At 34.3% G+C, this 24,252-nt stretch carries 21 protein-coding genes and 2 tRNA genes; 3 read left to right on the top strand and 20 right to left on the bottom strand.

The window, feature by feature from the left end:
- Positions 1-6 precede the first annotated feature (6 nt).
- From L1276_RS12560 to L1276_RS12550, 3 genes are read right to left on the bottom strand one after another with little or no spacing between them, the layout of a single operon-like run.
- Positions 7-1,068 carry a putative phage abortive infection protein gene (locus tag L1276_RS12560; protein WP_253788269.1) on the bottom strand — a complete coding sequence of 354 codons (1,062 nt, stop codon included), beginning with the start codon at positions 1,066-1,068 and terminating at the stop codon, positions 7-9.
- Positions 1,069-1,109: 41 nt separating this feature from the next.
- A complete protein-coding gene (locus L1276_RS12555; RefSeq protein WP_253788267.1) occupies positions 1,110-2,228 on the bottom strand; it encodes a PD-(D/E)XK nuclease family protein in 1,119 nt (372 codons plus the stop codon).
- 8 nt (positions 2,229-2,236) lie between these two features.
- The gene (locus tag L1276_RS12550) at positions 2,237-3,160 is read right to left on the bottom strand and encodes a hypothetical protein (protein ID WP_253788265.1); all 924 of its coding nucleotides are present in this window, start codon (positions 3,158-3,160) and stop codon (positions 2,237-2,239) included.
- Between the two features lie 716 nt (positions 3,161-3,876).
- On the opposite strand from L1276_RS12550, the gene L1276_RS25270 reads away from it, so the two are divergent.
- Complete coding sequence (locus L1276_RS25270; RefSeq protein ID WP_256527392.1) at positions 3,877-3,999, top strand: hypothetical protein; 123 nt, start codon at positions 3,877-3,879, stop codon at positions 3,997-3,999.
- Between the two features lie 178 nt (positions 4,000-4,177).
- On the opposite strand, the gene L1276_RS12545 is transcribed toward L1276_RS25270, so the two are convergent.
- Both L1276_RS12545 and L1276_RS12540 read right to left on the bottom strand, forming a co-directional pair.
- Positions 4,178-4,265 (bottom strand) — tRNA-Ser (locus tag L1276_RS12545).
- 307 nt (positions 4,266-4,572) lie between these two features.
- A complete protein-coding gene (locus L1276_RS12540) occupies positions 4,573-5,937 on the bottom strand; it encodes an endonuclease I family protein (protein ID WP_253788263.1) in 1,365 nt (454 codons plus the stop codon).
- A gap of 841 nt (positions 5,938-6,778) precedes the next feature.
- Here L1276_RS12540 and L1276_RS12535 point away from each other — a divergent pair.
- Both L1276_RS12535 and L1276_RS12530 read left to right on the top strand, forming a co-directional pair.
- On the top strand, positions 6,779-8,140 hold the full coding sequence (locus L1276_RS12535; RefSeq protein WP_253788261.1) for a peptidoglycan-binding protein: 1,362 nt from the start codon (positions 6,779-6,781) through the stop codon (positions 8,138-8,140).
- Positions 8,141-8,365: 225 nt separating this feature from the next.
- Positions 8,366-8,887 (top strand): ParB N-terminal domain-containing protein, encoded by a 522-nt coding sequence (locus L1276_RS12530; RefSeq protein WP_253788259.1) that lies wholly within the window; start codon positions 8,366-8,368, stop codon positions 8,885-8,887.
- Between the two features lie 191 nt (positions 8,888-9,078).
- On the opposite strand, the gene L1276_RS12525 is transcribed toward L1276_RS12530, so the two are convergent.
- The 15 genes from L1276_RS12525 to L1276_RS12455 form a co-directional block, all read right to left on the bottom strand.
- The gene (locus L1276_RS12525; protein WP_253788256.1) at positions 9,079-10,305 is read right to left on the bottom strand and encodes an ImmA/IrrE family metallo-endopeptidase; all 1,227 of its coding nucleotides are present in this window, start codon (positions 10,303-10,305) and stop codon (positions 9,079-9,081) included.
- 457 nt (positions 10,306-10,762) lie between these two features.
- Positions 10,763-11,716 (bottom strand): HipA domain-containing protein, encoded by a 954-nt coding sequence (locus L1276_RS12520; RefSeq protein ID WP_253788254.1) that lies wholly within the window; start codon positions 11,714-11,716, stop codon positions 10,763-10,765.
- Positions 11,709-12,041 carry a HipA N-terminal domain-containing protein gene (locus L1276_RS12515; protein ID WP_041519127.1) on the bottom strand — a complete coding sequence of 111 codons (333 nt, stop codon included), beginning with the start codon at positions 12,039-12,041 and terminating at the stop codon, positions 11,709-11,711. Before L1276_RS12515 ends, L1276_RS12520 begins: the two co-directional genes overlap by 8 nt.
- Before the next feature lie 5 nt (positions 12,042-12,046).
- Positions 12,047-12,265: a type II toxin-antitoxin system Y4mF family antitoxin gene (locus L1276_RS12510; protein WP_083558753.1), complete on the bottom strand. Its 219-nt coding sequence runs from the start codon at positions 12,263-12,265 to the stop codon at positions 12,047-12,049.
- 244 nt (positions 12,266-12,509) lie between these two features.
- Entirely contained in the window at positions 12,510-13,268 is a 759-nt protein-coding gene (locus L1276_RS12505) for a hypothetical protein (RefSeq protein ID WP_253788252.1), read from the bottom strand.
- Positions 13,262-14,251, bottom strand: coding sequence for a MarR family transcriptional regulator (locus L1276_RS12500; protein ID WP_253788250.1), 990 nt, complete (start codon positions 14,249-14,251; stop codon positions 13,262-13,264). Before L1276_RS12500 ends, L1276_RS12505 begins: the two co-directional genes overlap by 7 nt.
- A gap of 132 nt (positions 14,252-14,383) precedes the next feature.
- Positions 14,384-15,142, bottom strand: a complete 759-nt coding sequence (locus L1276_RS12495) for a metallophosphoesterase (RefSeq protein WP_253788248.1) — start codon at positions 15,140-15,142, stop codon at positions 14,384-14,386.
- Between the two features lie 847 nt (positions 15,143-15,989).
- Positions 15,990-17,213 carry a site-specific integrase gene (locus L1276_RS12490; protein WP_253788246.1) on the bottom strand — a complete coding sequence of 408 codons (1,224 nt, stop codon included), beginning with the start codon at positions 17,211-17,213 and terminating at the stop codon, positions 15,990-15,992.
- 261 nt (positions 17,214-17,474) lie between these two features.
- A tRNA-Ser gene (locus L1276_RS12485) sits at positions 17,475-17,562 on the bottom strand.
- Positions 17,563-17,713: 151 nt separating this feature from the next.
- The gene (locus L1276_RS12480; protein ID WP_012024176.1) at positions 17,714-18,112 is read right to left on the bottom strand and encodes an acyl-CoA thioesterase; all 399 of its coding nucleotides are present in this window, start codon (positions 18,110-18,112) and stop codon (positions 17,714-17,716) included.
- A gap of 1 nt (position 18,113) precedes the next feature.
- Positions 18,114-19,244, bottom strand: a complete 1,131-nt coding sequence (ribB, locus tag L1276_RS12475) for a 3,4-dihydroxy-2-butanone-4-phosphate synthase (RefSeq protein WP_256527391.1) — start codon at positions 19,242-19,244, stop codon at positions 18,114-18,116.
- 2 nt (positions 19,245-19,246) lie between these two features.
- Positions 19,247-20,707 (bottom strand): LptF/LptG family permease, encoded by a 1,461-nt coding sequence (locus L1276_RS12470; RefSeq protein WP_253788244.1) that lies wholly within the window; start codon positions 20,705-20,707, stop codon positions 19,247-19,249.
- Between the two features lie 8 nt (positions 20,708-20,715).
- Entirely contained in the window at positions 20,716-21,408 is a 693-nt protein-coding gene (locus L1276_RS12465) for an outer membrane lipoprotein carrier protein LolA (RefSeq protein WP_253788241.1), read from the bottom strand.
- A gap of 7 nt (positions 21,409-21,415) precedes the next feature.
- A complete protein-coding gene (locus L1276_RS12460; protein ID WP_253788239.1) occupies positions 21,416-23,863 on the bottom strand; it encodes a DNA translocase FtsK in 2,448 nt (815 codons plus the stop codon).
- Positions 23,864-23,876: 13 nt separating this feature from the next.
- Positions 23,877-24,251, bottom strand: a complete 375-nt coding sequence (locus tag L1276_RS12455; RefSeq protein WP_253788237.1) for a diacylglycerol kinase — start codon at positions 24,249-24,251, stop codon at positions 23,877-23,879.
- Position 24,252: the final 1 nt, after the last annotated feature.

Raw genomic sequence — 24,252 nt, 5'->3', positions numbered from 1 at the left:
CTATATTTATTTGTTCCATTCAAAGAGTTTGATGCCTTTTGCCTGGTATTGTTCAATTTCGGTTTTGTAGCGGATTTCGGGAGGTGTGCCAAAATCAGCCAGAGGGATTGGAATGTTCTTGATCATACGGTACTCAATGAACAAGTCTTTCCATTGGTCCTCAAACCATGAAGCTGCATTATAATAAAGCAGCAGCTGTTCGAAATTGCTAAGCTGTGCCCGGAGTGTTTTTAAATAGCTGTATTTTTGGTGATGGTCTAAGAATTCCTGATCCACGACAAAGCGTGCTGTCTGGAATAGATGTCTGTAATAATGAGATAATTTGCTGACATGCCCGTCAAAGGGATAAAAGTACAACTCTACTTCTGTATCTATTTTTTTAAACATATAGTATTTTGCATCCGGGCGCTTTTTGAGAAATCTTTCATACGGTTTATGAATCTCTTTCTCAATAAAGCTTTTGATATCGACAAATAACTCTTTATGAATCTTTGTAAGGCCTGGTTCAAAATGTTTTTCGGAGTTGGGCCCGATGCCGTAAAAGAAAATCATGTAGGCAAACTCCAGAACATCAATTTCTTTTATTTTTTTGATTTCTTTTCTTAATTTATTCGATTTAAGTTTTTTTTCTTTTATATGCTGCACAACATGATAGCTGAGCCTGAGTTCATAAAACATGGCCGTAAAGGAGCGCCTGCCGTCAAGGTTGCCAATTACGGCTTCTGAGACGTTGGACTTATGCAGGGAAAGAAGCTCGTAGAATTTATTTTCAAAGCGTTCTGTTTTAAGGTCCAGCTTCTGCTGCTCATTTGCCTTGAATTGCACCCAGAAGGCAAAGAAGGTCAGAACAGCACCGGCAATGGCTATAAATGGGCCTGTAATACCTCCGATTGTGTCTCCAATCTCGCCCTTGTCAGTAAAGTCGATCCCGCTGAAGTTTGGCCTTGTAAACCAGTAAGGGAAACACGTTACAATAATGAAGATAAAGATTAAGAATGGAATAAAAACCAGATAAAACTGGCTGTCAAATGTTTTTACCTGCTGTTTTTGTGCTGTAGCTTTTTTCATATCAATTAAGGTGTTTAGAAGCGAATATGCAGAGGGCTTTCTCATCTGAGTTTTTTGAAAAAAGCCATTAGATAATAGAAAAGCTCCTTATCCACCTCTTCAATAGAGCCTATCTTGCCTGAATCAAAATATCTATACATTCCTCCTCCTGCGCCGCCATGTTCAAAATCGTCATAAAGGCCTAAGGATTTAAGCTTTTCAGACACATTATGTTTCTGGATTTCGTGGGGCTGGTCGGGATTCCAGAAATCAATCTGGGCATTGCCGCCCGAGAGAAGCTGCACATCGACTTTGAAAAGAATATCATTATCGTGATACCTCTCGAAGAGCTGATGGTTGGGACGGTACCTGTAGATTTTTTTAAAAGGGGCATAGTCCCCGTTTATTTTTTCAACCAAAAGGTCTGTGCGGTACTGGTCCAATCCTGCTACCAGTGAGGCTACCGCTTTCGCTTTTTGATAACCCTCAGCGCTGCTTACTATCTTATAAAAGTCTTCTTTAATCTCTCTGTCCATTCCGTGCTGTGATAAATGTTTAATTAGTTTTAAGTATTGGAAAATAAATGAGCGCGAGTGTTCGTCTGCTGCCATTTCATAACATTTCTCAAGCCATCCCTGACATAAGTCATCATTGTTTTTAAATGCGCTGATATTGAGGATCTTCGAATTAAGTTCAATATTGTCTGTCCAAGGCGCGTTCTTATTGCTATGCAGGGTTATATACAGAATGGAATCAACCTGAAACCCACATAGGTGGGCATAATTGTAATAATTTTCAAGCTGGTTTTCCATATCACTGGCATTGTTTATTTTATTTTCAATTATTATTGATCTTTTTGAAGTGGGATCTTTGATCCAGATATCGATATTTCCTCTTTCTCTTGTGAGCTCGCAAAGCGTATATTGGCTTTTGTCTATGCGGGCACCTAAAGAAATCAGATAATCCAAAAAAAGATCCAAAAAGACACTGTGATGTCCATGCCTCTCCTGCGGATCCAGCAGGAGTTTAATCACATCGCTGTGAAAATTTTCAAGATAGGAATTATAAGATGAAATGGTAAAAAGATTAAACCGGTTGAGCTCCATCTGATGTTGCACATCGCGGATTCTTTCGTCGATGCCGTCAAATTCTTTTAATGCCAAAAACGAAGCAATATCCATATTGTTTTTTATAATTTATAATAAACCCTGCCGTTGAGGTATGTGTCGCGGTGGTCCTTTGAGATGAGAATTCCGGCAGTACGCAAATCCCATTTTTTTATTTCCGGTACATTATGCTTAAAATCTTTCAGGGATGCAGGCGCATTGTAGAATCCCTCGATGATTTTCTCGAGGTATTGGCAGCACAATTCTGGATAGAGAACTGCCTGTTCTTCTGCAAATCGCACTACTACCCAGCAGTTCCTTGTAAAAAACTCATTGCGCTGGAGGTCGTCAAGATGAATGGGTTTTTTGAGCTCTAAGTCATAAGGCTCGTCGATCTCTATATCGATCCTTAAATTAATATAAGGATCGATATAGGCAAAATCGGTAACATAGGGCATGTATTCCCCGTTGCAATAAGGTTTATAGCTGCTGTCTGCAATGGATGCGCTTTCCATAATTTTTTCACCGAATGACCGGTGTAGGAAACTTTTGAAATAATCGTGGGACTTTCCTTTTTTATAGTCCTTACCAGGGAAGTGGGCGGCAGCCAGGTTTAGTATCCGTTCATTTGCGATGTTTCTTTTGTAATCCTGATAGTTCTGGGAATCGACCTTGAGAATTTCCATTTCATAGCTGTACTGACTGAGAAGTTTCGGGTACTGGGATGATGTTTTATTGTACTGCCATAAATCATTTTCATATTTTTTTCTATCCGAATTGGAGAAGAGCAGAAAAATGCAGGGTGCGATAAAAAGCATTCCTAGTGTGTTCTGTTTTGCAAAAAACATAAATATTCCGATCAGTATCAGAGGGAATAAAATTTTTAGTAATTCCAGTTTTGAAGGCTTTTCAGGTGCGACTGGTAATATGGGTTTTACCGGTGGAAGGAAAACCTTATCTATATTATCCAAAAAATCTTTGGGGAGATGCAGTTGTGGATAGTTCATCAATTTGATAGGATTTTTTTAGAATATAAATTTTAAACCTTTTGTAAAGTTTTTTCGAAAGTAAGAATTTTATTGGATACCTGATAAAGAAATCAATTTCACAGGATCTTTTTTTTAGCAAAATAGCGATGCATCGGCTTGGAAAATTGTTTTATATGAAAATCCTCTGTAATTAATCCAGCCCTCCGGCCGAAAGCAGGCGGTTTTTTTATCAATGCGACGTCATCTTTTTTTATAAAAAAAAACGGCAGTAAAGCCAGTTTTAAGAAAGTTCGGTTTTTTTTTTATGTATGCCTTTATCTGATAAAGATTCCTGCTTAGTTGCAGAATCTGAATAATTTCCATGGATTTCAGGGAAACCTCGATGACTTCAACCGAGATGCTGTCTACCTCTGCAGAAAGTATCAATCAGCTTTTCTTCTTATGAAATTCATTGGTAAAAAGGCAATGGTATAGGGTGTCGCCCTCGTCCCTAATAATGAAGAAAGAAAAGAAGCTATCTTATGTGATGAAAGTAAATAAGTTAGTTAGTTAGTTAGTTAGTTAGTTAGTTAGTTAGTTAGTTAGTTAGTTAGTTAGTTAGTTAGTTAGTTAGTTAGTTAGTTAGTTAGTTAGTATAGTACGTGTTAGCAAGAGTGGAAACAATTATTCAAAAATCAGCCAGGGGAAAGTTTTAAGGCCTGAATACTATAGAAATTAGGATCTGAAAAGAATGTTTGGACTGTCCAATAACACCCATTATAAAATACAGACATAACGGAATTCTGCCCTATACTAAGCTGGGAGATGTTTTTTTATATGACAGCGGCAAAATCGATAAAATGCTGAAAAGCAACTAATCATAATTCAATATTTAATTAGTTACCCAGATTTGAAAAAAAGAGTTTAAAATAGAGTGGGTAACTAAGAAGGTAACCGTTTTTCGAGCAGGGTTCGATACCATTCTAAATGAAAAAGCCTTTAAACACTGATGTTTAAAGGCTTTTAATTTTTTAAAGTCACTTTTCGAACTTCATTTGGCGGAGGAAGAGGGATTCGAACCCCCGGACCTGTTACAGTCAACAGTTTTCAAGACTGCCGCATTCGACCGCTCTGCCATTCCTCCAGTAAGACGCAATCATTTTCTCATTGCGGGTGCAAAGATAAAATGTTTTTTTGATTGCAGAAATTTTTTTAATACTATTTGTAAAGAAAAAAGATGACACGCCATAAACATAAGTGTAAAGTAAGCACCATTTAAGAGTATAGCTTATTTGATTTGCAAATTAAGTGACGACTGAGTAAGCGAGATTAAATTTTAATATGATGAGAATAATGGAAATTCGGAGATTGCCGATTCCCACACAACTACGGCTATAATCTCGAGCTGTTTAAATATTCCAACAAAAAACTCGAACCTTCTCAGGCGCTGATTAATTTTTAAAAGCCTGATCAAAGTTTATTTTATTTGCCAATTCAGGAAAGTCAATAAATGGATTTCTGTTTCCCTGCATTTTAAAAATAGTCTGGTTTCGATGGCTTTCATACAGTGTCACCTTTTCATCTGCATTCCATTTCAGAAGCATCGGGATGTGTGCAGCAGTATACCCCATGGCATGATCAATTACCTGGGGATATCTGGTCAGAAAGTACAGTACTGCCCTTGCAACGACTCCTTTATTGATTTCAGGTTCAAACTTATTATCCTGAAGAATACCGCAGTCTTTTCTTATTACATTTTCAATTTCTGGAAAATCATAATAGGGGTTATTGCCTCTAAAGCTGTTGCAATCCGATTCGCAGGTGAAAAGATGATGCAGATCTCCGCGCATCGGTTCTTTTTTACTGAACCAGGACTGAGGAATGACATGTTCACAGTTGTAAGGAAGTTCTTTTTCTATTTTGTCCAGTTTTGTCTGAATTTGTTCAGCAGATAGATTGTGTAGGCTAATTTCTGCGGTTGCTTCAGCCCTCTTTTTATCCTGTAATGCATCAAGAAAGAGAATTGTTTCTAAGTCGAAGCTTTTGCCTGAATATATACTTTTTAATAGACCACCCTGATGACGATCTGCTTTAGGGTACAAATGAATCGAGGGCTGGTATGCTGGCTGGATTTTGTGTGTACTGCTCAAGAGCTGGCTTAAAGAACTATAAAGAGAATCGTTATCAGACATGTTGATGCTGAAGTAGTATCGATGTTTATCATTGTCATCCTTTACTTTGTTGTAATAATCATCAGGGGATTCCCTAAGGTGCTCCATACTAATTGATGAGGTCAGTGCAGATAGGTGGGCATTGCCATCAGGTTGCGGGCTTTTAGGAGTTGGTTCTTCTATTTTTTGCTTTAGCTTGTCAATCTGATTCTGGATTTCAGCCTGATTACGCAATAAGTTCCCGGTTAATAGTATGCCAATGCTTCTGATAATCCAGACGCTGGAATACCCGAACACAATCCCATAACCTAAAAGGATCAGGTAATTCCAAAAACACAATACACAGCAACATGGAGAAATGATTTCGATTTTTTCTGAAACGCTTGGATCGGTCAATTTCAATATTAGAGGCGTTAATAAAGCACCTGCTGTACCAATGGTTAGGTAGCCTACGAACTGCCAGTGTCTTTTCATCCAATTGTATAATACAATAATCCAGGATAATTTCAGCTCTTTTTCAAAATTATGAGGGTCTGCTTCTTTTTTTGGAGGCTGGTAAACAGGTAGGCCTCTAAAGTCGACAAAATATTGAATCAGTCCTGCCATAATTCCCGCAGTTAACAAAGTAAATAGAACAGCTATCATAATTATTTTATTTTTAGGGTTAATCGCAATAAAAGAATTGTAGAATTTTAAATTTTATAGAAAAGAATTTTTTCTAAGGGTTTAATTTAAATTGTATGTAAATGAGAACGGCTTAAAAAAAATGTAGATTCTAAATAAAGAGAAATTTAGCGGCTTGTAGAAGATCGACTTCTGAGTAGAATTTTTTGCGAATTATTTATTACGGTGACATAAACGCATTTGAACCAAGCTTTGTCCTTTTCGGGACTATTTGTATGTGCAGGCTAATAATTAACTTTTGTCCTTAGGTATATTTGAGCAGGAAATTTATTGAATTATATAATAGAGCGATAATTTTCTCGATTAAGTGTAAAATAAATCCTATTAACTGTATTTTTTATTAGATCATTATTGTAACATTTTTTTTTCTTGTTAGGATTTGATTTAGAATTTAAGTTTCATTTGGATTATTACTGCGGTTTCACCTGCGTGTTTAGTTCCAGATAAAAATAATTTGTAAAGATTTAATTGTTTGATAAACAGGTATATATACTTGTGTTGGAGTCTTTTTTATTTTTTATTTTTGGTGTGTAATTAAAACTAATTGGCATTTAAGGCCTATACTTGAATCCTGAGAATGATTTAACTCTCATTGAGCACGAAAGAATTTAATTAAGCTGGTCTGCCACAAATTTTCAGGGCAATGTATCAACTTATTGCTATTTAAATACCCGCCAATAATTTTTAAACAAAGCAAATGCTTGTTTTTACAACCTAATTTTAATACCCCAAAAATGCCTGTAGACCTATTTTACATGAATTGGTTTATGATTTTAATTCTTAACCATAAATAATTATAACCATGTCAACAGGAAAGCAATTACTGGATTTAGCGGAAAAGCATATTGGTGAAAAATATGTGTTTGGTGCGATGGTGCCATTTGAAAATTCAAATTATAAAGGTCCTTGGGACTGCGCAGAATTTGTAAGCTGGGTAGTTTATCAATCTTCAAAAATTAAAGTAGGAATAAGAGGCAAGGAAGCTTATACCGGCTACTGGGCCAGTGATGTAGGTAAGCTCTGCACACAGATAAGTGTCAGCGATGCGGCGCAGACTTACGGAGCCATTCTTTTTAGATCTCCGGGATATAAAGGAATCAAAATTGGACATATCGCTTTTAGCGATGGCGTAGGGGGGACAATTGAAGCAAAAAGCTCCAAAGATAATGTCTGCAGGAGCACCATTGCAGGAAGACAGTGGGAATATGGAATTTTAATCAATGACGTGGTCTATCAGGCCAACAAGGCATTTGAATTCGATTACAGTAATCCGCCTTTTAATTTTTATGTCAGCACTCCTTTGATGAAACATTCCATAGTTGAGGAAACCAAACGCAAACTTGCATCACTGAAAATTTATCATGGAAATTTCGACCAGAGCTATGATAAAGAGACTTCAATTGCAGTTTCTAATTATCAGGCTTTAAAAGGTCTTGTGGTAGATGGAGTATTGGGGAAAAACACCTTAACTTCCTTAAAAGTAAAACAATACACTCAAATTGAAAAAAGTCTGATTTGGTTTAAACAAAATTTTGAAAATAAGATTTGGGAGAAAATCAATAATACTCCATTTGATCTGTTTCTGCTCATGGCTATTGCTTACCAGGAAACGGGTTTCGTATGGAGCAGGATGATAGATAAAACGACTGTTGATGATCTTTTAATGAGCTGTACGGGAGATACCCTGGATTTTCCGAACAGAAAGGCATTTCCTAAAGACAAGACGGAACTTCTTGCACATCCTAATGGTGATAAAATGTTTCAGATTGCAAGAAAGGCTTTGAAAAATATAGGAAGATGGGACTCGGTCTACAACACTATTTACGAAACAAAACCCGATAAGTTCTGTCACGGATATGGAATTTTTCAATACGATCTGCAATTTTTTAAAAGTAATCCGAATTTCTTTCTAAGCGAAGGTTGGGGAAATATGGACAAGCTGATTGAGCTTGCAGTATCTGAACTGCATGCCGCGCAAAGTAGAATTCCGTCTTTAAAAGGCAAATCGACACTTAGTGCTAATGAGAAGATATATGTGGCTATTGCTTATAATAAAGGTACCGCAGATGTAACCAAAGATTTTAAACAAGGCCATAAGAATAGTGAAGGAAAATATTACGGAGAACTGGTGAATGATTATTATCGATTAGCCTCACAGCTATAGAATTTTTATAAAAAAAGGATTAATGTATTTATTTTTAGGTTAATTAAAAAGAGCTTCAATATTATTGAAGCTCTTTTTATAGAATAATCCTATGCAGATATAGTTTTTTTATAAGGAATTATCGCATTTTATGATTTCTGTTTTGACTAATTTTGCAGTGTCTATCGAAAATATCTAAACAGCGATAGCAGTAAAAAATAAAGAATATTAACGAAAAATAGATTAATGAGTGAAATTTCGATGGAGGAAGCCAGTGAAATGTACAACAAAATAATTGCGGGAATTGCAGAAGGTAAAAGATTGCGTAGAAAAGCTAAAGGATATAAACGCAGAACCAAAGCGGGAAACCTATTACTAGATATTCAATGGGCCGAAACTTTGGACATGAAGATGCTTGATGCACTGCAGACCCCTTTTGAGGATGATTATAAGCAAAGTTTTCTGGACGAGTTTACAGTGATAAATCTGAACCTTGAAAACGTAGTAGCCGCTTACTGCGATGTCGTAGAAGATGTATTTCCCTGTAACAATCTGTGGACTATCCATACCGATGAAAGTATTGCCCGGTTGATAGAAACAATAGAAAAAGGAACTCAACTGGTTCCTCCGATCCTTAATATCACCAATGCTGAGGTCAATATTGTGGACGGCAAGCACAGAGTAGCCTTGTGCCGTTATTTAGGTTTGCAGACAATCCCATTTTTAGTGAAGAACGACCAGCTGGCGCTTGCACAAAGATATGTCTAGAGTGCTATTGGCGACTTGGAGCAACTCTGACACCGTTTTAAAGAAATGAGGGCAATATCAGTATCTTTAAAGAGCCTTCTGCTCCTTGATTTGATCTGATGTGGAATATATTGGATAGTACTTTTAGCGGAAAGCGTTGCATTTTTCTGTCTTTTATATTTTCCTACTTTCTTATGCTCGGATGCCCGCATCTAAAAATTATGGTTTGAATTCAGTATACTGATTCTTCTAAGCAATTCCTTGCCAGCATCCGGTTCCTTTCTGGTTTTGGGTCTCACTATAAGCCCAAGATCATTTAAACGGTACTCAATACTTTGCTTAGATACATTGAAATGACCTGCCATCCTTTCGATTATTTCGATGAAGTCCCTTCTGTTGCATTCCTGGTCATCGAGAAAAATACTTCCGGCTTTACTGATTCCCAAATTATTCTGGGTTAAAATCAGAATGGCCTGAATACTGAACTGCGGCATTAGTAGACTTGCTGCAAAACAGTTTGCCTGCCATTCTATCCAGTTCTTAGGATTTTTCAGGGTATAGCTCTGTTCAAAAAGACTAAAACTGGTATCCTTAAAATTATTATATCTTGCTTTGTTTACCCTTAAGTTCTTGTGTAATATAAAATGCCCTATTTCGTGGGCTACAACAAAGGGTTCTCTCACGCTGTCCTTTATTGATAAACTTAGTATTATTTCATTTTTTTCAGCATCGAAGTATCCTAGTACTTGTTTATTTGCCTCATTTTCCATATCGGAATAACTGTACTTCAATTTGTGTTTTTTATTGAGGTGTTTAAGAAGTTCCGGCAATGGGATAGGTAATCCATAATTCAAGATTTCAGGTCTGAACTCGGTAATGAGTTGGGAGGCAATAGCGTCTATATGCTTGGCAGATAATTTCTTTAAACCTTCGACTTCTGCCGGTAAAAGCGCTCCCTGTATGGCTTTGATGATAATCTGATCGATATCATCTTGTGGATAATCCTTTCTCTCATTTTTATAGTGGACAATATTATAGTTTTCCTCATCCACCTCGATCAGCATCATGCCATGCGATTTAATCTCTTCGATTGCTCCGCTTTGCAGTTTGCTGTTAGTTACAAAAACACCTTTAACAGCATAATCATGAATTTCACTTTTGTATTGCGCAAATAAAGCCACATCATCAACAGGAATTGAGGATGAATAATTCTTACACTCGATAAGGTAGAGCAGGGTTGGTCTGTCCGCACCTGGAGGTTTGACTTCTATGGATAAATCAAATATTATCTCTTTTTTTCTTCTAACGGAATAATATCCCTTCTTTCTGTAAACACTGCAGTAGTCTGGTATCAGGCCTAACTTTTGGCTGTTTAATGCAGCAATAATAATGTCGTAGGACTTGTTTTCAAAATTGTCTCCGATTTTTACTGTATTCATCTGCTGATGCTTTTTTTATGCTATTACTTGAATTCTTAAATGATTTCAAAATGGATTATCACACGAACGCTAGTAAGAAAGATAAAGTTAAGTAATTTCTTCAGTTTTTGGTCTTTTTTTTATGCTGGAATTTAAGGGCTAAACTAAAATTCAGGGATGCCTGGACCAATGGAAATTTCAAGATGACTAATTATTTATAAAAACTTTGTTTAATCTGGAAGCTTCGCTGGAGAAACATTCTAGTACGGAACTTCAGACTCCGCAACATAAAAATAACTTGGTAAAATAACTAGAAATATAAAGTTGGTAACGCTTGTGGTAAATGGGGAGATCAGGATTCGAACCATAAGCTGGGAACCCTCTCTTTCCTACATTTTCAATTATTAGATTTTTTTTAAACCTGCTAAAGGTTTTAGTTGTGGTAAAATTTAAAAAATAGTGTTTGATTTGATAATTTTTATTGAAGAAGTATGATATATCTGTCTTCCAAAAGTACTCTATATTTTTCTTTGTATTCTTCTGATAAGAATGACTTATCGATCCATTGAATGGCTATGTTTTTGTTCTTTAAGAAACGTTTTTTTATACTTCCAATTTGTTTGTCGTTTAACTCTAACATTTTACCTAATCGTTCGAAATTTTCCCATTTGATCTTTTTCTTTTTTCCTTCAAGAGTCAAAGCGAGTTCTTCGGTATCGTCTGGATTGACTATAGCTACGTTTAGGAGATCATATGCTGGGGCTAATGTCCATTTATCTCCCATATTTATCATGGAGAAGTTTTTAAGATGCATGTCGTTGTTTCCAGTCAAAAAGCTGAAAATAGCTAATTCCAGAAAGTAAACTTTATCCAACAAAGTATTATCTGAATACTCGTTAAGAGCTTTACCTATTTTTTCCATTGAGCTTTTGTATTTATCAAAAGCTTCGGTAATTTGGAACATATCTAGCATATGGATTTTTTCTCCTGAATCTGTTCTGTCAATACGTTTTGTAATATAAGAAAGCTCTCCTGATTGCAACCGGATTAAACTTGATTTTACGACATTTATTCCGAAGGCTTCAGCAATACGCATCGTTAGGTGTTCGTTTTCTGGCATTTCGGGAAAGTGATCGGATGGTGGTTTGAAAATATAATTCCCTCCTAAAGCACCCACTACGGTAAGACGTCCTTTGTTTCCTTCCTGAATAGTGTCATCTATTAATGATAAGGAAAGCTTAGGTTGCACTCCTGGAACAGCTATGCTTCTTTCTACTACATTTTTTGCCAATTCAACCATTTGTTTCAGAGAATGTTCAAATAATGGCTGCTGTTTGGTTCCGAAAAAATCCAGACTGCACTGTTCGTGAAAATCTCCGGTTGTATTTTCATCCAATACTTTGTAACAATATAAGCACTTTTTATTATTCATTTTCCTGTGGTATTGGTTGGACACTTACAGCTCCGATACAGTTATGGCAACATGCTAAAAGCAAGCCCATGCGGTCATTTTGATTGATTTTCCAGTTTTTTGAAGCAATATCTAATAGCCATCCTTCAGGAATTAATCCTTCAAAAAAAGGAAATAGACGTTTGTCGCTATAAGGTTTTGGAGTTACCGGCATAGTAAACGTGAGAAACTGCTTTGGGTGCTCTTTAATATGTTTTTCTTCGTATTGAAAAACATACTCACCTTCGTCAGTTTCCGTGAGTATTCCTGCTAAGAGGTCTTTATAGTATATAGCCGCTTTTCTCATCCTTACTATTTATTGGTTTTGGATAATTCTCTTGCATTAACTGGTGCCAGGGTATGTCCAAACATTTTGAGTACTTGGTTTACTTTTTCCAGATTAAGGTTTTCTTTCCCTTGTTCAATTTTTCGGATTACAGTTAGCGCTACTCCAGCACGCTCAGCAAAAGCCTCTTGTGTTAGGTTTACTTCTTTTCTTTTTTCTTTTACAAAATCTGCAAGTGTCATAATTATATGCTTTTACAACGAATTTAAGTAAATATAATAATTTATATGTTTAAACATATAAAATGTGTATATAATTGTTAATTATATGTTTTAACATATAATATTTATTAAGCTGTCTTTTAATGTATTGATTATCTTAGATTGAATTTCTCTCAACGCTGTTGAGAGTTTTACATTAAATAATACTCCTTTAAAATTTCTAAAGTTTTTTATTTTTGACAGATACTTTGCTTATTTTTATTAAATATTAAAAAACCTTAATTAATTGCTCAAATAATTCTTTTACGTTTACATTTCCAGCACCCATTTCTTTAAAAATTTGTTTATCTGGTAAATCTGTTTTTACAGCTTCAGTAAAATTTGCTATATCTGCTTTTACACTTGTAGGAATTGTGAAATTATCTTCAGGTGTTAATAATAATAACAATCTGAATACATCCATTTTATGCTTACGTAACTGTCTTTCATCAATCTTTTCTCCATTCTCTTTTCGGGTTTTATAATCTAGGAATGCTTTTGCTTTTAAAACTATTAAAGCCTCTGTATTGGCTAAATGGATGCCGTTATCTAATTGGCTATGTTTGATTGTAAAATTGTAATAATCATCATCCATTAATATTGCTGAAAGGCTTGAAATTTCGGTATCTACTGGAATTGGCGTTAGATGTGCTTGTTCTTCTAAATCTAACAAATCTGGGATTCTTGAAAACAATTCAATTTGAAATGGAAATTCTTCTACTTGAGGTTTTTGAAAACGATAGTATTTTCGGTCTTCTTCGCTTTTTTCTTTTACTTCATAATTTCCTTGTTTAATAAACTCCCAAAAGTGAGTTGCAAATTCAGGACTTAAAGCTTCTATTACTAAAATGATATCGATGTCTTTTGTTGCTCTTGGTGTAAGTCCTACATTATTAATAACAATATCACAAGCGGTTCCGCCAATGATAATATAGTTGTCTGTGAATTCTTTAAAGTGTTGTCTGAAAATTTCTAAACCTCTTACCATATGTATTTTTCAATTATTTGGTCTAATGCCATATCTGTTCTTTCGTCAATAAATCTGTCTTTTAAACTTAAATATAAAGACAGTGGATCTACATTATTTTTCTTTGTGATTCCTTTTGTGATTAGTTCCGGATTGTATTTCCAAACTTCTAATGCAAAATTTCCATTTTCATTATTCAGATTAACTAACTTATTGTTTTTCTCTAACTCGTAAAATTGTTTTTTCTCTATAGCAAAATATTCTAATGCACTTGGATTCATATCCGTATATTCTTCTAGTGCAGTTGTATTAGATTTTAATAATCCTTTTGGCTTTTCATCAACATAAACAGTTTTCATAACTGGGTTAATTAATAATCGTTCACTATCTCCCCAAAGCTTTTGCAGGTCTTTTTCGAAAATAATATTCTTTTCTTTTGTTCCTTCAACTTTCACTATCGCTAATCTTCTCAGATTTTCTATTGCTTTAGTTATTCCCATTTGGGTATATTGTAACTTTTCTGCTAGTTCTTTGAATGTATATTGGCTTAAATTATCGTCTTTGTGTAAAATTTGATATAGTAAGATTAGCTGAGCTGAGGGCAGTAACAAGAAAGATTTTTTAAATTCCTTTTCTTTCTCGTAATCTTGAATATCTATTAATAATTCTGTTAGATACATTTGCTTCCCAGGAATAATGAAACTGATTTTATGCTCTATTAGTCGTTTACGATTTAGTGCGCTTATAGTATCAGTAACTATAATTATTCTTTTTTCAAGCTTTTTTTGAATTTCTACTATTTGCTTTCTCAATTGGCTTGCATTGAGAATATCTTCTTTATTAAGTTCCAATAAAATTAATTCGTGATTACTTAAAGTAGTGCTATAGAATTTAAAATTGCTCATGAATATAAAAGGCAACTTATTCAATTGTTCATTTTGCAACTCTTTTATTTCGAGTTGTACGCCAAGTATTTGTTGGATATAGTCTTTTAATTTTTCCATAATAAATTAGAATAAACTAATAAAATTAATAATAAACCACATAGGTTTATTGTGCAAATATAGGTTTATTATATTGAAAATTAATTTATTAATGAATAAAGTACAGTTATTATTGTATAAAAGAAATCAGTTTTATATCGAAATAATAGCTTTATCATTAAATCCTGTATTTTCATTGTACTTAATATATCCTAATTGATTGGTTATTAGTTTTGTATTTCCAATCTCAAAATCAGCAAGGTTGACGTGATGGTGTCCGTAAATCCAATAATCAATATTACTATCTTCAATGAGTTTTTCTAATTCCGAAGCAAAAGCTTCGTTGATATTGCTATTGGCATATTTCTCAGGATAGTTAATAAATGTTGGTGCATGATGGGTTACAACAATTGTTTTTTTATTTGATTTTTCATTTAATGTGTTTTGTAAAAATTCTACACTTTTTTGGTGTAATAGATTGTAATCATCAACATTTAATAATCTATCATTACAATTAATTACTTTAAAATCGGAAAGGCTTTGTTGAATTAGCCAGCGCCTTGTTTCTGAAATATTTGACCAAAGGGTAGAAAAAATAATATTTACACCCAAAATTTCTTTCATACAGTTGTTTACTAAAATTATGTTCTCTCTGATTTGGATATCTAAAGAACCGCTTTTTTCAGCAATGTTATAATAGTAATATTCATGATTTCCTGGTATCCAGAAAGTCATTTTGAAATTACTAGAAATATAATCGAAGAAATCTTGATGTTTATCAATTATAGCAAACGGAACTATATCTCCAGCTAAAATTAGAATATCTGCCTCTGGGTTTATGGGATTGTCAACTATGTGTTTTTTGTTCTCTGGGAACTCTAGATGGAGGTCTGAGCAGTATTGGATTTTCATTTGCAAAACAGGTTTTATTTTTAATCAACAATAGTTAATTTATCACAATCGATTTTATAGTTTAATATTTTTTAAAACATTAATACTTATTGCATTGTTTATTTTTTTTTCTTTACGAAGATATTTATATTATTGGGTTCAACTGAAATTTTATCTTTTTTGTCAATTTTGTCTATCGAATTTGAATTAAAAATTTGATATCCTGAATAAATTGTAAATCCTGAGAATAGGATTGCTCATTATAATGCAAGAAATCAATCCGTATGGTTGTAAATAATTTTGCATCAGTTCAATGTACCAGTTAAATTGTGTCCGCACTGCCGACACAATTGGAAATATTCTGTAAGATTTTAGATACCAATTAATTAGCAGTGTGAAAGCCAGTTCCGCACTGATGCTTATCTCCTTCTGCAAGAGATTTAATCAAGTAAGTACAGTAATTGGCTCTTTCTTTTCCCTGCCGTTCAATTCGTAAATATGTACGTGTTTAAATTAGTATATTCGGTTGTGTTAGAATTAGTAAACATGGTCAGCTAAAGAAACTAAAAGGGATATACATTTTTAGTATTCATTTCAATTGCGTCCGCATTGCGGACGCAATTGGAGATGTTAGTCAATTCTATTTTGTTGATAAATAGATTATTTATATCGCATATTGCATATCGCAATATGCGATATAAGGGATGTCTGTGATTCGAATCTAGAGTTTGGTCTCATGATTTTACTTAAGTTTTCTTTTTTGATGTGACTCACCGTAATTCTGTCATACTTGAAAAATAAATAATCAGATTTTTAAAGGTAACTACGAAAAGAGGTTTCGAAATAGAAGACTGTTTTTAATAAAATATTACTTAAACTTAGATTTAAGTTTTTCCATATCTTCCATTATATTAACATCTAAAACCTTTGCATAATGCTGTGTCTGCTTTGTATTGGTATGTTCCATCATTGCTGATACGTTTTCGAGTCTTACTCCATTTCCCAAAGTGACAGTGGTGGCAAATGTATGTCTGGCAACATACCAAGTAAGATGTTTGTTTATGCCGCAGACATCTGCAATCTCCTTAAGATAGGCATTCATTTTCTGATTGGATATTTTCGGGATAAGACCTTTCTGCTGATTTTTGTATTTAGAAATAATTTTCTCAACAGTAGGCAGTACCGGAACATTGGCTCTAATGGCAGTTTTGGCTCTGCTGGTCATAATCCATAAGTTTCCATTTGAATCTTCGGATAAGTTTCTTTCTGTCAATTCCAGTGCATCGACAGGGGCGTAGCCGGTATAGCAGCTAAACAGAAATATATCCTTAACCTTTTCCAGACGAGGCGTTGGAAATATTTTATTCTCAATTGTGTTCAATTCTTGCTGTGTAAGGAAAACGGCATCTTTTACGCTGAGTCTGCCGTCATAGATATTGAATGGGTTTTTTATGATCAAATCCATCTTGATGGCGTAATTGCAGGCAGTTTTGTACATTTTCATATACTTTACCACTGAATTGTTTTTGATGCCTGTCTGGTCTTTAAAACTGCTCTCGTATTTAAGGAACTGTTCGAGTTTAAAGACAAACGAGCTTGATAGTTCAAATGCTGGCATATCTTCCTTTTTGTAGGTAACGGTAATGAAATTCAAAAGCAGATCTTTTGCCCTTTTGTATTTCTGAAGTGAAGCCGGCGCACGCTCTCCTGATTTAACTCTTTTGTTGAAAAATAAGATGTAAGTGTCCATAATCTGAATTATGGTTGGGCCTTCAGGCTGGTCGATTTTGACTTTTCCTGTGAGTTCAGCTTTTAATAATTGAAGGTTAACCTCAGGATCAATTCTGAAGAGTTCAGTAAATTTTTTGGCTGCATTAAGCTGGAAAAGATCAAGAAGATTTTTGATTACTATTTCCTTTTCAATTTTAAGCTGGTTTCTAAGGTTGTTAGTGCTGACCCATCTTTCTTTTAAAATGGCTTGTCCGGTTGATATTGAAATTTGTTTGTCATTGTAGCTCAAACGTGCATAGATGGGAGATTCGCCGTTCTTGTTTACTCTGTCGGATTTCTGGTAAAAAATTACTTTTAACATGTTATCTAGTTTTAAAATTAATAATCAAATTGAGTTAAAAATTTTAAGAGAGCCCATTGACAGCAGGGAATTCCCGGGGAATTCTTCTGTTTTAGTTACCCATTTTTGATAAAAAATATTCAAAAAAAGACTGGGTAACTAATAGGGTAACCATTCTTTGATAAAACATGTGCTTTTTGAAAAGTGTGTAAAAACGAAAAAGCCTTTAAACACTAGTGTTTAAAGGCTTTTGACTTTTAAAGTTTCTTTTGAAACTCCATCTGGCGGAGAAAGAGGGATTCGAACCCCCGGACCTGTTACAGTCAACAGTTTTCAAGACTGCCGCATTCGACCGCTCTGCCATTTCTCCAGTATGTTGCGATCATTGCCTGATTGCGGGTGCAAATATAAGACTGTTTTTTGGTTATTAAAACTTTTTTTAGACTTTTTTTTAAAGTTTTTCGAGTAATTTTTTAAGTATCTAATTATCAGTATTTGCGAAACAAGGAATTTTAAAAATATTATTCTAAATCGTCTAAAATTGGCGTTGGTTTTTTGTTTTCATCAACAGCAACAAACGAAAAAGTTCCTGAAACTACTGTTTCGCGAAGTTCAGAATACATTTGTTCCATAAAAATATCCACGTGAATTTTACAGCTTGTTCTTCCTACACTGTCTACTTTTGCTACTAACTCAATTAAAGTTCCGGCCGGAATTGCTTTTTTAAAGTCAATTTGACCTGTAGATATAGTAACTACTTTTTTACGACTGAAACGCGTGGCACAAATAAAAGCGACTTCATCCATTAAATGAAGCGCAGTTCCGCCAAATAAAGTATCATAATGATTCGTTGTACTAGGGAAAACCGCTTTAAAAATACGTGTCTCCGATTTTAAAATTCTTTCTTCTACAGTTCCCATATTAATAAGTTACATATTCAGTTATTTCAAGGCCATATCCAATCATTCCAACACGTTTTGTTTGTTCTGTATTAGAAACTAATCTAATCTTAGAAATATCAATGTCATGAAGGATTTGAGCTCCAATTCCGTAATCTTTACTATCAATAATGATCTTCGGTGCTTTTAATGTTCCGTTTGATTGTAAAGATTTAAGCTCAGCAATTCGGTTTAATAAGTTTACAGCAGTCATATCCTGGTTAATAAAGATAACGGCGCCTTTGCCATTTTCATTAATAACCTTAAACATATCGTCTAACTGTTGTTCTGCATTATTAGTTAAAGTGCCTAATAAATCATTGTTAACCTGAGAAGAGTGAATTCTTGTTAAAATTGGTTCACCAAGATTCCAGGTTCCTTTTGTTAAAGCAATATGAATCTGTTTGTTTGTAGTCTGCTCGTAAGCTCTAAGCCTGAAAGTACCGAAACGAGTTTCAATATCGAAATCTTCTTTCTTGATGATTAAACTGTCATGCTGCATTCTGTAAGCAACTAAATCTTCAATCGAAACTAATTTAAGGTTGAATTTCTTAGCAACTTTAATTAATTCAGGCAAACGGGACATTGTTCCGTCTTCGTTCAAAATTTCGCAGATAACTCCGGCAGGTTTAAAGCCGGCCAGTCTTGCAAAATCAATTGCAGCTTCAGTATGTCCGGTTCTTCTTAAAACACCACCTTGTTTGGCAATCAAAGGAAAAATATGTCCCGGACGGGCTAAATCGTGTGGTTTTGTATTTGGGTCAATTAGCGATTGTACTGTTTTAGATCTGTCAGCTGCAGAAATTCCAGTTGTAACGCCATTTCCTTTTAAATCAACAGAAACCGTAAAAGCAGTTTCCATGTGATCTGTGTTATTAGTAACCATGGCACGTAAATCAAGTTCTTTACAACGGCTTTCTGTAAGCGGTGTACAAATTAATCCACGTCCGTGTGTAGCCATAAAATTGATCATTTCCGGGGTTACTTTCTCGGCAGCAGCCAAAAAATCACCTTCATTTTCGCGATCCTCATCATCGACTACAATTATTACTTTACCTTGACGAATATCTTCTATAGCTTCCTCAATGGTATTAAGTTGAATTTTTGCTGACATAATTATTGTTTGTTTTGAGCAGGTGAGAACCGCTCAGAAATTTTTTGAATTAGTTGTGAAATAGGAGTGGTTATCGCATCAAAATTAATTAATCCGTTATCGTTTGTGGCACGATACGTTAATAATACAGCTAGTGGAAGTAATATAAATGAAGACATCCATGATCCCATAAATGGAGTCATACCGCCTTCTTGTGATAATCGTTTTCCAAAAGTATTGATGAAATGAAAAGTTATAAAAATTAAAACTGCAAAAACGATTGGTAAACCAAGTCCTCCTTTTCGAATAATAGCTCCAAGCGGTGCACCAATAAAGAACATTAAGAAACACGCAAAAGCAATAACAAACTTCTCGTACAATGCAGTTAAGTGTTTGTTTATTTCACGTTGCTTATCTTTTAAATCTTTTTGAGTTGATTCAATTGAGTAAATATTACTGGTAACATTGCTGGCTGCCATTTTTAAAACATCAGATTTTTGCTTGTTTGTATATAAAGTCAAAAGATCGTTTGGCAGTGTTTTTTTCTTTTTAGCTTTTTCTACTTCGCTTGGAGCAATAGATTTCCTAATTCCGACACGCTGATTTATATTTTCAGAAAAAGAAACAATTTCATTGTCCAGATTCTTGCTTAATGAATCTAAAGTATAGCGTAATTCGTTTACATTCAGCATCGCATTTGTTCCTGCAATACTTTCTTTACTGTTATCAACTTTATTTAATTCAGATAAATCAATGTTGATGATGTGTTTTTTGAAAGCTGCTTTTATAAAAGGAAGTTTAGCGCGGTCTTCATATTTTTTTGGAGTAACATCCTGATAGTAAAAACCATCATTTAAAACGAGTTTTAAAATACTTGATTTCTCGTTACTTATTAATTCTCCGTCTTTCGCTTTAATTACAGTTTTATTTTCTCCTACATTAGTTGCTTTCTCGTGAATTGTAACGCCGGTTAAAATATTTCCGTTTTCGCCTGATTTTTTGTTTACTTTAATATTGTAGGTTCCAACATCGTTAAACTGACCTTCGGCAATTGCCATGGCAGGTTTTGCCTGAGCTATATTTTTACGGAAGTTCACAAATTTATATTCAGCATAAGGAATAACGTTGTTGGCAAACCAAAATGCCACAATACTCAAAACGAATATAAAAATTATCAAAACCCTCATTGCTCTTTGAAGCGAAATTCCGGAAGATTTCATGGCTGCGAATTCATAATTTTCGGCTAAATTTCCGAAAGTCATAATCGAAGCCAAAAGTACCGAAAGCGGTAAAACCAATGGGATAATACGGGGCATAGAAAAAAGCAGGAATTTCACGACCAATAATAAGTCGAGATCTTTACCTGCTAATTCTGATATAAATAGCCATACTGTCTGCAGTATGAATATGAAAAAAAGGATTACAAATACCGTAGTAAATGTAACTAAGAATGTTTTTAATAAGTATTTGTCTAGTATTTTCAACCTTCTGATTAATCTAATTTATTGATGTAGTATTTCGGGTATTTACTCGCTACAAAGGTAAATTGATTTTTTGATAATGGCTGATTGGTTTTAAAAGAATTAACGGTTAAAGTTGTTTTTGTTCCGTTTTTTCCAGTTTCAATCAAATTATAGATGTGTTTTGTCTGAACGTCAATCCCTAACAAAATTTCTTTTCTTTGATCTTTTCCGGTAGTTGGTACCAATTTAATGTACTGGATTTTTCTTCCTTTTACATTTTGCACAATATCCATAGTGTATTTGTAACCAGAATTAAAGAAAGTAAGCATTTTTGAAGGTGTAATAGCATTATCATCTTTTTCGTTTACTTTAGAAACGGTAACCTCTTCGTCTTCAGGAACAATTGTGTATGTTTTTTGTCCATCAAAAATCTTAGTTACGCCCATAAAATTCAATACATACTGATTGCCTTTCATGGTTACATTTCCTTTACTATCCTGATTAATATTCTCTTTTGCGTTATTCAAAGAATATTTAAAATCGATTACAATATTGTCGTAGCTTTTTATTTTAGTAGTTACTTCGTTCAATAAATCTTTAGCTTTTTTATCCTGAGCCTGAATAGAAGTGAAGCTCAAAAGCAAAATAACTGCCATTTGAAAACACTTTTTGGTCATGTTAGTGATAGAATTGTTTTTGATTTCCTGAATTTTTGTTCTCATGATTGGATTAATTTTGTTCATTATTAAAAAATTGATCAAGAGCACTTAAGTCTAAAATGTTCACACTTCTTGCTTTACTGCCTTCAAAGGGGCCGACAATTCCTGCTGCTTCCAGCTGATCGATCAAACGACCGGCTCTGTTGTAACCTAATTTTAATTTTCTTTGCAGTAATGAAGCAGAACCTTGCTGGGCATTTACAATAATTTCAGCAGCTTCTCTAAATAAGGTATCTCTTTCGGAAATATCCATATCAAGATTAATGCCACTTTCTTCTCCAACGAACTCTGGAAGTAAATATGCAGTGGCATATGCTTTTTGGGCACCTATAAAATCTGTAATTTTTTCGACTTCAGGAGTGTCAATAAAGGCACATTGAACACGAACAACATCATTTCCATTGGTGTATAATAAATCTCCACGTCCAATTAACTGGTCTGCGCCCTGAGTGTCTAAAATTGTTCTTGAATCAATTTTTGAAGTTACTCTAAACGCAATTCTCGCTGGAAAATTGGCTTTAATTAAACCTGTAATAACGTTTACAGATGGTCTTTGAGTTGCAATAATTAAGTGAATACCAATAGCACGCGCCAGCTGGGCCAGACGAGCGATCGGAACTTCTACTTCTTTTCCTGCTGTCATAATTAAATCAGCGAACTCATCGACAACCAAAACAATGTAAGGTAAAAAGCGGTGTCCGGCTTCTGGGTTTAATTTTCTTGATTTGAATTTTTCGTTGTATTCTTTAATATTACGAACCATCGCATCTTTTAATAAAGAATAACGATTGTCCATTTCGGTACAAAGAGAATTCAAAGTGTTGACAACTTTTGCGTTGTCTGTAATAATAGCATCTTCTGTGTCAGGAAGTTTAGCTAAATAATGTCTTTCTATTTTATTGAAAAGTGTAAGCTCTACTTTTTTCGGATCGACTAGAACGAATTTTACTTCTGCAGGATGTTTTTTATATAAAAGTGAAGTTAAAACTGCATTTAATCCAACCGATTTTCCCTGCCCTGTTGCACCTGCCATCAATAAGTGAGGCATTTTGGCAAGATCAACCACAAAAGTTTCGTTTGAAATGGTTTTTCCTAAAGCAATTGGCAGTTCCATTTCGGCTTCCTGAAATTTAGCAGCACCAATAACGCTTTTCATCGAAACCATAGTTGGAGTCTTGTTTGGAACCTCGATACCAATTGTTCCTTTTCCTGGAATTGGAGCAATAATACGAATTCCTAAAGCCGATAATGACAATGCAATATCATCTTCTAAACTCTTAATTTTTGAAATTCTGATTCCGGCTTCCGGTACAATTTCATATAAAGTCACAGATGGACCAACAGTTGCTTTAATTTGAGCAATTTCGATTTTGTAGTTACGAAGTGTATCTACAATTTTATTTTTATTTTCTTCTAATTCTTCCTGATTGATAGTGATTCCTCCCGTCGAATATTCTTTCAATAAATCGATGGTTGGAAATTTATAATTGGATAAATCCAAAGTAGGGTCAAATAACCCGAAATCGGCAACTAAACGAGATGCTAAGTTTTCTTCGATAATATCTTCTTCTTCCGCTTTTTCAATTACAAATGCTTCATCAGGAGAAACTAATGGAAGTTCTTGTTTTGGCTGAATTGGTTTTAAAATCGGATTTAATTCAATTTCTGATGAATGATTAATAGTTGGTTTTAAAGCATCTTTATTGATTTCGAATTGAGTATCCTCTGTTTTTAGATGAATGTTGTCTAGTTCAGGATCTTCTTCAATCGCAAATTCTTCTAAATTATAAGCGCTTTCTGGCTCTGGATTTTGTTTAGGTTTTGTGATGGAATTTAACTCAGATTTGAATTCTTTTTTAGTTGAATCAAAATAAGACTGAATTTTTTCCGGCGATACTTTTATTTTGAAAATTAAATAAACTATCAAACCAAAAAGTAAGGTCAATAAAGTTCCGGTTTTCCCGATGTAATCCTGAAGAAAAAGGTTTAATTCATAACCAATTGTTCCTCCAAGTTCTGGTGCTGAGGTGGCGAAAAAACCAAATAGAATAGATACAATGATAATGGCAAATAAATCCCAAAACCAAGTGTTTTTTAATTTTTTTGTCGAAAGTTCTAATGCCAGAAATAATCCGGTTAAAAAGAATAAACGAACAATTATGAAAGAGGCAAGACCGAAACCTCGGTAAACAATTAAATCAGCAAGGAATGCCCCGAATTTTCCGAGCCAGTTTTGTACTACTTCTTCACGACTTCCAAGCTGACTAACAGCGCTTTGGTCTGTCTGCCATTGTCCGTTAACATAAAAAGAAATAAATGCAACCAATAATGCAATAGAAAAGAGTACCAAAAGGCATCCCAAAACAAATTTTTGTTGTTTGGATAATGTGTAAGACCTGATGCTTGCAGCTTTTGATTCGTTTTTTTTGTCTACAGTTTCTTTTTTTGTTTTTGCCATTCTTGCGTTCCGCCTATATAAATTTTGGAATATAAATTATCAAACCAATTGCTATTGCTGTCATTGCGGCAAAAAATACCGCTCCTGCAGCAATATCTTTAATAAACCCAATTCGTCTGCTGTAATCGGGGTGAATAAAATCGGCGATTTTTTCAACTGCCGTATTTAATCCTTCAATGCTTAAAACCAAACCAATGGCTAAGGTTTGACATAGCCATTCGGTTTGAGAAATATGAAAATAGAACCCTGCAATAGTCATTACAATTCCCAATGAGAATTGAACCATAACGCTGTGTTCTGTTCTTATCAATTTTACAGCTCCTTTAAAAGCATATGTAACGCTTTTTAAACGACCTGTAACAAAAGTGTTATCTTTTTGAAACTCCATT

The sequence above is a fragment of the Flavobacterium sp. HSC-32F16 genome (assembly GCF_024171645.1).
Taxonomy (GTDB): Bacteria; Bacteroidota; Bacteroidia; order Flavobacteriales; family Flavobacteriaceae; genus Flavobacterium.
Note: the sequence above shows the minus strand (reverse complement) of the source record. Positions and strands in the feature narration are given on the sequence as shown.